Annotated in this window: 4 protein-coding genes; all 4 read right to left on the bottom strand. The window is 46.3% G+C overall.

Going from position 1 to position 12,649, the window contains the following annotated elements; all coding sequences use genetic code 11:
- The 4 genes from BMZ54_RS22050 to BMZ54_RS22065 all read right to left on the bottom strand — a co-directional run bounded on the left by BMZ54_RS22050 (position 1) and on the right by BMZ54_RS22065 (position 12,631).
- Positions 1-9,990, bottom strand: coding sequence for a non-ribosomal peptide synthetase (locus tag BMZ54_RS22050; protein ID WP_089917453.1), 9,990 nt, complete (start codon positions 9,988-9,990; stop codon positions 1-3).
- Between the two features lie 222 nt (positions 9,991-10,212).
- Positions 10,213-10,746: a UpxY family transcription antiterminator gene (locus BMZ54_RS22055; protein ID WP_089917455.1), complete on the bottom strand. Its 534-nt coding sequence runs from the start codon at positions 10,744-10,746 to the stop codon at positions 10,213-10,215.
- A 613-nt stretch (positions 10,747-11,359) separates the two neighbouring features.
- On the bottom strand, positions 11,360-12,007 hold the full coding sequence (locus tag BMZ54_RS22060) for a 3-keto-disaccharide hydrolase (RefSeq protein ID WP_089917457.1): 648 nt from the start codon (positions 12,005-12,007) through the stop codon (positions 11,360-11,362).
- Between the two features lie 87 nt (positions 12,008-12,094).
- A complete protein-coding gene (locus BMZ54_RS22065) occupies positions 12,095-12,631 on the bottom strand; it encodes a pyridoxamine 5'-phosphate oxidase family protein (protein ID WP_089917459.1) in 537 nt (178 codons plus the stop codon).
- Between the last annotated feature and the right edge of the window lie 18 nt (positions 12,632-12,649).

Consider the following 12,649-nt stretch of genomic DNA (forward strand, 5'->3'; position numbering starts at 1 on the left):
TTATATAATCATTTTCTTCTGGCGAACTGCTTTGCCAGCGTGGTTATTCAACGATTGTAAGTTCTCTGTATGTAATTCAATGGGCTGTAACGGTAAAGCCATACATTGCAGCATAAATTCTTCCAGGTGCTGCAACAGGCTACGGATGAATGTTTCATTATACAGGTCCGTGTTATATTCTGCAACTACCCTCACCTCACCGTTGCTTTCAATAAATGAAAAGCTGATATCAAACTGGCTGTTCTTTTTCCGCTTCTCAAACACCTTTACAGTAGCGCCATCAAAGGCACGGGGTTTTGCATCAATAATATGCTGCTGATTTTGTAATACCACCATTACATCGAACAACGCGGAGCGGGAAAGGTCTCTTTTCAGGCTTAAGCGGTCTACCAATGCATCAAAGGGGTAGGCCTGGTATTTATAAGCATTTATGAGCGTGGAACGTTGTAGGGATAATAGTTCTTTAAATGTTAAACCGGATGCAAACTGCGTGCGTATGGCCAGGGTATTTAAATACAACCCTATCTGGTGTTCCAGGTCGGCATGCTTCCTGCCTGCCACCGGTGTACCTAATATAATATCGGTTTGCCCGGTATACCGGTAAAACAGGCCGTTAATGCCTGCCATCAAACCCATGAACAAGGTGGCGCCTTCCTGTTTTGTATAGTTTACCAGCGCTTCATAAAAAACGGCAGCAAACCGGTGATCCAGCGTAGCGCCGTTATAGGTTTTTATTTCCGGACGTTTGTGTACCGTTGGCAGCTCCAGTACCGGCAGCCTGCCGCTCATTTTTTGCAGCCAGTAATTTTCTGCTGCTTTTAAATTATTTTGCTGTGCTTCACTGAGCAGCCATTCGGAGTAATCCCTGTATTGCACCGGGAGCGCCGGCAGCTCCACCGGCCGACCGTGCAGCAAGGTGTTGTACAATGCTACCAGCTCACCGGATAATACCTCCATTGACCAGCCATCGCAAATGATATGATGCAGGTTAAACAGCAGCAGGTATTTTTGCGCGGCCATTTTTACTACCTGTACTTTAACCAGGGGCGCCTTTGAAAGATCAAAAACATGAGTATAATGCCGGCGGATAATTTCAGCTGCATCTTCTTCAGCAGCATCTGCAAGGTCTATCTCCCACGTTACGGCTTCCTGTGGCAATACATACTGTCTTAATCCATGCTCAGGATCCAGCTTAAAATAAGTACGCAGGCTTTCATGCCTTTCAATGAGTTTTTTGAATGCCTTTGAAAAGAGGACCTCGTCAAAGTTACCGGTAAGCTGCAGCTCGCTGCTCATGTTATAGGCAGCGCTGCCTTCTTCAAAATTACTTAGCACCCATAAACGCTTTTGAGCGGGTGTAACAGAGTAACTTTCCTTCTCCGTGGCTTTGGGTATGCCTTTATACCGGCTTTGCATGGCAGAAAATTCCAGCAGGTCTGCAAGCTCCCTTACATTCAGCGTGTCATATAAATGCTCAATTGAAAAGGCGGTATCAAACGTTTTATTAATTCTATTGATCAATACCACTGCCTGCAGGCTGTTGCCCCCCAGCTCAAAGAAATTATCCTTTACCCCTATGGTGGCGGCGTCCAGTTTTAAGATCTCTGCCCAGAGGGTGGTAAGCCTGCTTTCCGTTTCATTTTCCGGGGCCACATAGGCCACAGTTTTCAGATCTGTTATTGTAGGTTCAGGCAAATTTTCCCGGTCTATTTTCCCGGTACGGGTTAACGGGAACGCCGCTACGGAAATGTATATTGCCGGGATCATGTATTTGGGCAGGCGGTTTTTGAGAATGGCCTTTATTTCATCGGCCGGCAGCTCAGCATCCCGGCACAGGTAAGCAGTCAGCAGCTGGTTTCCGTTCATTTCTTTCAGCAATACCACCGCTTCCTTAATACCTTCTATATTTCCCAGCTGGTGCTCAATTTCAGACAGTTCAATGCGCAATCCGTTCAGCTTCACCTGCGTGTCCTTACGTTGTAAAAATTCTATTTCCCCGTTCGGCAGCATTCTGCCAATATCACCGGACTTATATATTCTGCCGCCTAAAGCAGGATCCAATATAAATGCGCGCTCCGTTAGCTCCGGCCGGTTCAGGTAACCCAGGGAAAGGTGCTCACTGCAAAAAGCGATCTCTCCTTCCTGGTAAATACCTTGCTTTTTATGACCGGCATCCAGCAGGAAAATGGTTGTATCCGCAACGGTTTTACCCAGGGGTACCCCATTTCTCGTAAGCTGTGTATCATGCGACATGAATTTCTGCGAAACGATGGTTGATTCCGTAGGGCCATAATCATTCACCAGGAAAGCGCCTTTTACAAAATGCTTTTTAAAATAGTCAAGGTCTGCCTTAACACAGGGTTCACCGCCCAGGTCCACCAGTCTTACGGTTTCCAGCAGCTCCTGTTCCTGCAGGCCTTTCATGAAATGCCGGTAAATGGTGGGCACCATATGAATAATACTGATGTGCTGTGCACGGATCCATGCCGCCAGGTTATGCAGGCCGCTTTCTTTAATATCGTACAGGCTTACCACCGCCCCATTTAAGATAGCGCCGTAAATATCTTTTACAGATGCATCAAAGGTGTAGGTGGAAAATACGCTCAGGTTATCGGCAGCAGCTATATGCACATTATTGGTATATACCCTTATAAAGTGCAACACATTGCGCTGGTTTTGTATAACGCCTTTGGGTGTGCCGGTAGACCCGGAGGTGTATAAAATATAGGCTTCGGCTGACGGAGCTATATTTATTCCCGGGTTAGGGATATCAGCTATATGCTCATCTACCGTGAGTGTAACCAGCGTAAGTGCCGGCAGCTCCTGCTGCACCTGTTGAGCCTTTTCCAGCGTGGCCTGCCCGCATACCAGGATGGTAGCGCCGGAATCTTCCAGGATATAACGGATCCTGCTCAGGGGGTTGTGCACATCAATAGGTACATATGCATAACCTGCCTTTAAAACTCCTAACATGCCTGTTACACAGGTTTCGTCATGCTCCAGCAACAAAGCAATGCGTTGCTGTTTTGTATTGGCGGCAAGCAATTGCCGGGCAAGATGATTGGCGTTATTGTTTAACTGTGTATAGGTAAGCAGGCGGTGATTGCAAAACACGGCTGTATGATGAGGGTATAAATACACCTGTTCTTCAAAACGCCGGGCTATACTCTGCTCTATTGCGGCTGCATCAAAATACGTGAACGCATTGGCAGGTTTTATATCCTCATCCTGCCAGGCAGGTTCGCTGAACAAGTTCAGCGCGCTCACTGCCTGTGCTGCATGGTCGGCTACCTGGGCCAGTATAGCGGTATATGCTTCCATCCAGTATGCAATGGTTTCCTTTTTAAACAGCTCATCATCATACACACAGTGAATAGAGTAACCATTGGCCAGGCTTTTTATGTAACATTCCAGGTCAAACTTGGGCGCTGCTTCCAGCGTGCCATGCACGGCTTCAAAATCATGGATCTCTGCAGTAGTATTGGCTTCAAAATCCAGCAGGTTCAGGAACACGGCGCTCAACGGAAAACGGTGATCGTCTTTCGGAATATTCAGCTGCTCCAGCAAATGCTCAAAAGGATAGTTCTGGTTGGCCAGCGCCTGCACGAGCGTGTGGTGCACCTGCTGCAGGAACTGTTCAAAGGGAACGTCACTGCTCAGTTTATCGCGGAGCATTAATGTGTTCAGGAAACAGCCTACCACATCTTTCAGCTGATAATGGTTCCTGTTGGCTGCGGGAATACCGATAATAATGTCCTCTTCCGCGGTAAGGCGATGCAGCAGTACTTTAAATGCAGCTACAAACACCGCAAAAATACTGGTGGCGTTTTTACCGGAAAGCGCCCTGACCTTTTGCTTCAGCTCTTCTTTTATAAAAATGGTGTAATAAGCAGCTGTAGCAGCTTTGCCGGCTTTGTTCGCATAATCTATGGGTAATTGCAAATAGGGCGGATTACCTGCCAGCGCGGTTTTCCAGTAATTTTCCTGGGCAGCCAGCGCAGTGGAGCCCAGTAACCGGTTCTGCCATTGTGCATAATCCCTGTAGCGCACCGGCAGCTCCGGAATATCGGGTACACTGCCGGCTACCTTTGCCTTATAAAGCTCCATCAGATCACGGGAAATAATGCCCATAGACCAGCCATCACTAATAATGTGATGCATGTTGAAGAACAGCTCAAACCCGGAAGCACTTTTTACCAGGGCTATTTTGTATAAGGGAAAAATGCCCAGGTCAAATGCATGGTCATATACGCTGTTACGCGCCGCCGCTTCTTGCTGGTAACAGGGTATCTGCACCGGTTCATGCGGCAGTATCCTTTGTTTGGGAATACCTTCCTGCTCCGTAAACACGGTCCTTAGCATTTCATGCCGTTCCAGCAGGGCATTAAAGGCATATTCAAAAGCATCCGTGTCCAGGTTGGCCGGTAACTGAAAGCTATTATAGATGTTAAATTCTTTTGTTTTACCCCGGATCTTATGCAGCAGCCAGTAGCGCACCTGTGTGGGCGACAGATCATAAAACGCCTGTTCCCCTGCCCTTTCTATTTCTTCATACGAAGTTTCTTCCGTGGTGGTTAGCAGGTAAGCATGATGTTCCAGCGTTGTGTTGGCATACAGCTCCTTCAGATCAATGGTTACGTTAAATACGCGGTGGTATTCATTGACCAGCTTTGTGAGCAATAAACTGTGGCCGCCCAGCTCAAAGAAATCATCTGTAACACCTATTATACGCTGACCCAATAATACTTTCCAGATAGCGGTCACTTTTTGCTCTGTGGCATTGCGTGGGGCTACAAATGTTTTGCGGATAATATCTGCATCTGAAATATCCGGCAGTTTTCTACGGTCAATTTTTCCGTTGATGGTAATGGGTATATCCGCAAGCTCCACGTAATAATTAGGCACCATATAGCCCGGCAGCTTTTCCTGCAAATAACTTCTCAATGCCAGCTTATCTATTGGTTCAGGAGTGGTGTAGTAAGCGACCAGCACTTTTTCACCGTTCACTTCTTTTATCTCTACCAGCACGTGGTTAAGATCCGGCTGATAGGTATGGATGACCTGTTCTATCTCCCCTAACTCCACCCGGTTCCCTCTTATTTTCACCTGCTGATCTTTTCTGCCTATAAACTCAATGTTGCCATCCGGCAGCCAGCGGGCCAGATCGCCCGTGCGGTAAATGCGCTCTCCGTTAATAAAAGTGCTGGCTTCAAATTTTTCGCGGGTCAGCTCTTCGCGGTTCAGGTATCCCCTGCCCACACCGGGGCCGGATATACATAACTCTCCTATAGCGCCATGCGGCTGTAAAACCTGGGTATCTTCATTTAAGATATAGATATAATAGTTGGGTACCGGCTTACCTATGGGAATATTAGCCGTGGTAATGCGGTCCAGATCTCCTACCAGGTAAGCGCAGGAAACAATGGTTGCTTCCGTAGGCCCATAAGCATTCAGTATGGTAACGTTATTCTGGTGGTACCAGGTAACCGCTTCTTTTTTAATACCCTCCACACCGGCCAGAATGCGCTTCAGGTACACCTGGTCATATTTACCCAAAAAAGTGGCAATCTGTTCGAGGTGCATGGGATGCATATAGCAGTGGCTGATCCTGTTCTCATACAAAAATTGCGCATATGCTTCGGGGATCATCACGGTTTCTTCACGGGGAATGATCAATGTACTGCCGGATGTAATGGCCGCAAAGATCTCCATTACCGCAGCATCAAACACATAGTTGGCTGTAAGTGCAGTGCGGTGAATACCAACATTGTAAAATGCCAGGAAATGCAGCAGGTTCTTATGGGTGATCATTACCCCTTTGGGCAGGCCGGTAGAGCCGGAGGTATAAATAGCATAGGCAAGATGGTTGCCTGTAATGCGGGTCCCCAACGGCGCTGTTGATAAGCCGGGTGTTTCCGTCATCTTTTTTATCAGCAGTGCATCTACCGATACTTTAGCCTGCGTATCCTGCAGAATATGCTGTATCCTGTGCGCAGGATATTCCGGGTCAACGGGTACATAGGCGGCGCCCAGTTTCAGAATAGCCATGAGCGTTACAATCATCCATTCACTTCTTTCCAGCTTTACCATTACAAGATCTTCTGCCGCAATGTTATAATGCTGCAAAAGGTAATGGGCCAGCTGGTTGGAGCGCTCATCCAGTGCAACATAGGTAAGCTCCCTGCCTTCAAATACAACGGCCGGCTGGTTGGGATACAGGGCTACCTGCCGCGCAAACTTTTCTACAATATTTGCATCCGGGCCAACATCGGCCTTACAGCTGTTATATTCTTCCAGCAGCAGCTGTTTTTCTGCGACCGTTAAAAGATCAATGTTTTTGATGCGTGTATCCGGGAAACGGCTTGTTTGTGCAAATAAATTTTCCAGGTGGGAAAAAATGCGTTTTACAGCTACCTCATCGTAGATGTCTGTATTGTAGGCTATTTCCAGTGAAAAAGTATCGTTCTCCGTAAAGGTGAAAGTAAGGTCAAAGTGTGCGGTATTTTGCGTAACGGGATGTCCGGTAATAACAAGGTCTGTGGGCTGATGCCGGAAACTGTTCAGCTGCTGTTGATTTTGCAGCACCACCATTACATCAAACAAAGGTGAGCGGGATGTTTCCCTTTCCAGGTCCAGCGCTTCTACCAGGCTGTCAAAAGGAAACTCCTGGTGTGCATATGCATCCAGCAGCTGCTTTTTTTCTTTTTGCAGCGCTTCCAGGAAGGTGTCATTTCCGTCAAACACGGTGCGGATGGCGAGTGTGTTAAGGTACAGCCCTACCTGGCCTTCCAGGTCGGGATGTTCACGGCCGGCAATAGGGGTACCCACTGTAATATCATATTGGTTACTATAGCGGGAGAGTAATATTTTAACACCGGTCATTAACAGCATAAACGGCGTTAGCTGATGTTCCTGTGCAAAGTATTTTAACCGGTCCGTAAAGGTTTGGGAATACGAATGACGCAGCTGGCTGCCGTTGAAGGTTTTTACCAGCGGGCGGCTCCTGAAAGCCGGCAGTTTTAATACCGGCACCTCACCGGCGAACTGCTGCAGCCAGTATTCCCTTGAAAGTGCAAAGGACGGGGTTTTACCGGCTGCCAACAGCCATACTGCATAATCTTTGAACTGTATGGCAAGCTCCGGCAATGCGGCGGCTTTACCTTGTTGTAGCTGGTTGTAAACGGTTAGTACTTCAGCAGTTAATACCTCTAATGACCAGCCATCTGCCAGGATATGATGTATGGATAATACAAACGCATGATCATCCTCTCCCAGCTTCACTAATGCCGCATGGAACAATGGCGCCCGGGACAGCTCAAATTTTTCCAGGTTCTTTGCTTGTATGTATCCTTCCAGCGCCTGTTCCGGTTCAGCAGCGGCTGAAAGGTCTTTTACCGTAATCGCCTGCTGCAGCTCCGGCAGTATGTATTGCTGTAATTCCCCCTGCTCATTCAGGCCAAAGCTGGTTCTTAAAATTTCGTGGCGCGCTACTACAAATGCAAAGGCCTTTTCAAAACAGTCCACCAGCAGCGGGCCCTTTAAACGCTGTGCGCCAAAAATGCGGTAGGCCTGCATACCGCCGTCCAACTGGCTTAACAGCCACAAACGGCGTTGGGAAGGGGTAGCCGGGTAAGATGCCGAAAGCGTTGTGTTATGAATGGGTGTGAACTGCTCATTACGGAGCGCTTTGCTTAATGTTTCAATGGTGGGGTTGTCATAAAAAAGCCGGAACGCTACTCCTTTCCCCACGGTTTTATACATGCGGTTAATGATCTGGGAGATCATTAAGCTATGCCCGCCCAGCTCAAAGAAATGATCTCTGATACCTACCTTTTCTACGCCCAGCACTTCCTGCCATATGGCGGCCAGCTGCTCTTCTTCGGCATTGCGGGGAAACACATTGCTGCTGGTAACAGGCGCGTTCCATGAAAGTGCCTGCAGCGCCTTTCTATCCACCTTTCCGTTGACGGATAACGGGATAGAGGGCAGCTGTATGAAATGCGCCGGCACCATATAGGCTGGCAGCTGTGCGCCAAGGTACTCTCGCAGCAACGCGGTATCCACCGGCACGTTTGCAACATAATAACCTGCCAGTAACTGATCTTTCTGGTCCACCACGGCCTGCAATATATTCCCGGAGAAGGCCAGCATTGCATTTTCAATCTCCCCGGGTTCTATACGGTAACCGCGTAACTTAAGCTGGTGATCTTTACGTCCGGAAAATTCTATGTTGCCATCGGGCATCCACCTTGCCAGGTCACCGGTATCGTACATCAGCGCGCCATCTTTGTACGGGTTGCTGATGAATTTTTCTTTATTCAGTTCAGGACGGTTTAAATATCCTTTTGATAATCCGGCCCCCGAAATATATAGCTTACCAATAACGCCCACCGGCAATAACTGCAGGTGATCGTCCAGGATGTATACCTGCGTATTGGAAACCGGTTTACCGATTGGGATAGTTTTGTATGTTTTGCCTGATAATTTATAACAGGTGCTGTAAGTAGTATCTTCGGAAGGGCCGTAAAGGTTTCTTACTTCAACATCAGGCTGCGTCAGTCTTTTTGCAATATCCACCGGAAAAGGCTCCCCTGCCAGGTTAATGCAGCGCACATTTTTCAGGTCATGCCCTTCATCCAGCAGGCTGCGCATAGCAGAGGGCACCGTGTTCAGCAATATACCGGTATCCTGCTGCAGGTATTTGCCTATCTCCAATGCATTGTGCAACAAGCGTATCTTCCTGCCTGCGGACAGAGTATAGAACATCTCAAAAACAGAGAGATCAAAACAATGTGAGGTGGCAGCATAGACCACCTCAAACACGGATGCATCAAATTCACTTTGCGCCCAATGGATGAATTCCACTGCATTGCTGTGCGTGATCATCACTCCTTTGGGTTTGCCGGTAGTGCCTGAAGTGTAAATAATGTAAGCCAGATCAGCCGCACGGCTATGCTGCTCCCTATTTTCTTTGGCAAATTGCGGCTGCTGTGCTTTAAAACCATTTAATACCTTATCATCTACCACCAGCCTGCATTGGCTGTCCTGTTCAATATAGGCCAGTCTTTCTGCGGGGTAATCCACATCCATGGGAACATATGCTGCGCCGGCCTTCAGGGCGCCCAGTATTGCTATTAGCAGCTGTTCGCTTCTCTGCAGTTTTATACCCACCAGGTTGCCGGCTGTTATGTTGTACGTTTGTTGTATATAAGCGGCAAACTGGTTGGCGGTTTCATTCAGCTGCCGGTAGGTGAGGCTGGTATCATTAAAAATAACCGCGGTATTATCAGGGCTTTCCTGTACCTGTGCCTCAAAAACAGTTACCAGTGTTTGCGCTTTGCTAACAGGCTTTTGTGTATTATTAAAAACATTCAATAACACCTGCCTTTCCTCTTCACTGATTAACGGGATGGTGGTAGCAGGTTCATTTATATACGCACTTAAACCTGTTATCCAGCGCTGCATATTTTGCAGGAAATGATCCGCTACTGACGGCTCAAGAAGATCTTCTGAAAAATTCAGGACCAGCTCAAGACCAGCTTCCTGCTTGTTTACGATGAATGAACAGGGCAGCACCGCTGCTTTATCATTATAGGCAAATCCGTAAGCCGCATAGGCTTCCAGCGGATGTGGCCCATCATATGCCGCGTATTTATACACATGCTGCACTTCTTCCTTTACTTCCTGCAAATGATCTTTTACAGTTTTCCTGCCGATGGTGTTAAAGGCATATAACAATCCCCTGGCAGCAATCAGCTCACATTCGCCAAAATACCGCTGTGCCAGTATGTTGTAAACAGCCAGCAATACGGTAAAAGCGGCCGTATCATTTCCGGCCGTTAATTTATTGAAATAGCTTATCTCCCTGTTGGCTATAAAAGCGCTGCAGGTTTGGGTGGCCGTGACCGGCGGTGTTGTATTAACGAGCGTACGTCCGCCCAGCTTCCCGATCCAATAATTATCAATTATTTTTTTAATGACAGTCTCCATAACATCAAATGCTTTGATGAGTTTTTAACGATAATAGGTTTGGAATTTAAACAGGTGGGAGGTGAAAATACTTACAGGAACCGGCGCTTTATGACGATGAAATACGTGGTTGTTTCACCTGCCGGAGCGGTTAAGAGTGTAAGTAGCTTATTGGAAAAAGCCTGGTGTGGCTATGGTTTCGCGTTGTCCGTTTGTCCTCCTTGTATCCGCAGGCATCTGTTGTTAGCCTACAAGTATATTTTTTTCCCGTGTCACTTCTGCAAGATAATCAACAGGGAGGTTCATCAGCACAGCTCTTTGCAATATTTGTACTCGTACCAATAATTTATGATGGCCTTTGTACTCTATTATTTCACAGAACAATCCACTAAGTGGTCCTTGTTCAATTAAATATTCGGTCCCTTTCTGGAAGCGTTCAAAAGACACTTCTACTCCTGTTGCGACAGACGACAGCAGGCGGATATTCTCAATTTCCTGTTCGCTGATCTTTGCGATCTGGTTATTGAACTTCACGTAATAACAAACACCTTCTAAGTTAAGGCTGCTGGTATATTCAGTCAGGCTTTGCAGCTGTACAAAAACATATGACGGGAACAACGGTTCGTCAATTACTTTAACACGGTCTCTTCTTTTACTTATTTCTTTTTTCAGCGGCAAAAGGCAGGTAATGTTATGCTTACTTAACAATCCTGCAACTTTTTTTTCCTGCTTTGATCTGGTATAGATTAAACACCATGCAGGGGAAAATTGACCCATAGGTTATTCAGTTTACGGCTTTATTAGAGGGAGATTATGCGCTGTTGATGCTTAAACTTTACTAACCAGATATAGCTATCGCTACTCTTGAGTACAAGAACTACTAAAAGCGTTAAAAAATTTCTAAAACCTTAGTATTTCCCGGTTACAAACATTTATCGAAATAGCCTGTTGGAAATCCTTAAAATAAATCTGGTCGAGTTACAATGTTTTGGGAAATTAACAACATCTGTGACAAATTGTTTTGTGTCCTTAGGGTTGTTTCAGGGTGCTAAATTAGGACTTTTTTTTTATTGACCAAATAACTTAGTGTCACTTTCAATTTTTTTTAACGTTAAGTTCATGTTACAAACACTTTACCCGGAGGGCATAAAACCTGCTGCTGTAGCGGACTTACAACTGGTAAAACAATTCAGCCCGATCACAATCAACAGGTGTGCTGAAAACTCCCAACGGTTGCCCTGATTTGATTTACGGTTTTATCTGTTGTTAAACACCCGCAATAAACCAGCTGCCAGATCACATTACAAGCCTGCTGTCAGCGGGTTGACAGCTATTGCGGTTATTGATTGTGTTAATTCTATTTTACCATATTGTTACCACGTACCGGCTATTAATCGGCCAGCGGTTTTACCATAATGTCCTTGAAATAAACAGTGCTGCCGGGGTCATGCCCCTGTAATGCAAAAGTACCGGATGATATTTTCCGGCCGCTGTGGCTGGCATCCGGCTGATAACCTTCCGGCTCTGTATAATCCACCACGGTCTTGTCATTTATTTTAATGATCACTCTTTTCCCTTTTACAATAATATGCTCTGTATACCACTCATTGTCCTTTGCATATTTTTCCCTTACATCTACCACATCATATAAGCTGCCGGTCCGTTTCCAGTCTGTGTGCGAATTATTCACCTGCACTTCAAAACCTTTTTCCGGCCAGCCTTTTTCCTGGTAAGCGGTATGAAAGTAAATGCCGGAGTTAGAGCCCGGCAGCGTCATTACCTGCGCTTTAAATTCAAAATTTTTAAACTCATGCTGGTGTACCTCTCCAACATAAAATAAATGCGCTACCGGCCCATTTACTTTAATAGCGCCATTCTCTATTTTAAAAGTAGAATCATGATCGCCTACTTTCCAGCCGTTAAATGTTTTTCCATCGAACAGGGAAATCCAGCCTGCACCGCCTGCATTTTTCTGGGCAGTACAAAAATTAAAAAGCAGCGCCAGGCTGCAAAAGAGGAATATTTTTCTGTGTAGCATGCCATTGATGATTTAGTGGAACGTATCTAATGTAATAAAAAGTCCGGGTAAATTACCCGGACCTTTTAACTTATTTTAAAAGTGCGTTTACAACTTTAATGTTCCTTCTATTGAATCATCCAGTGTTTTTCCCATCATGGCGCCGGCAACCTGTTTCGCAAATGCTACAACTTGCCCATGTTTGGTATCCCAGTAATAACCTTCTTCCGGCACTACCCTGATCACTGATATGCGGGGATCATCCTGCCCTTCTGTGAACCAGGTCTTAAAAACAGGCTCCCACAGCTCCGCTATCTTTTCTTTGTCCTGGCTGATGGTGGCATGACCGTAAAAGCTTAAAAAATCCGAATGGGTGCTGCCCTGGAATAACAGCTGTACAGCCGGGTCTTCAGCTATATCAATGTTCTTTTCGCTATCTGTAGCGCTCAGGAACCAGCAGGTGCCATCATCATCTATATGTTGAACGGCCATGGGGCGTACCGCAAATTGTTTACCAGTGGTAATATGGGTGCAGAAAAAACAGGTCTTAGCTTTTTCACCCAGCTCTTTCAGCTTATGGGCAGCTTCCATGCCCTGCAGGTTTTCCCGGTTCTTTTCGGGCTGCTGTTGATTAATGCTATCCATGGTTTCTTTTTAAAGCTG

It is taken from the genome of Chitinophaga rupis (assembly GCF_900109685.1).
Taxonomy (GTDB): Bacteria; Bacteroidota; Bacteroidia; order Chitinophagales; family Chitinophagaceae; genus Chitinophaga; species Chitinophaga rupis.

Excerpts from the sequence above, each read along its gene's own strand:
- BMZ54_RS22050 (WP_089917453.1), bottom strand. The coding sequence starts at position 9,990 with ATGGAGACTGTCATTAAAAAAATAATTGATAATTATTGGATCGGGAAG.
- BMZ54_RS22055 (WP_089917455.1), bottom strand. The coding sequence starts at position 10,746 with ATGGGTCAATTTTCCCCTGCATGGTGTTTAATCTATACCAGATCAAAG.
- BMZ54_RS22060 (WP_089917457.1), bottom strand. The coding sequence starts at position 12,007 with ATGCTACACAGAAAAATATTCCTCTTTTGCAGCCTGGCGCTGCTTTTT.
- BMZ54_RS22065 (WP_089917459.1), bottom strand. The coding sequence starts at position 12,631 with ATGGATAGCATTAATCAACAGCAGCCCGAAAAGAACCGGGAAAACCTG.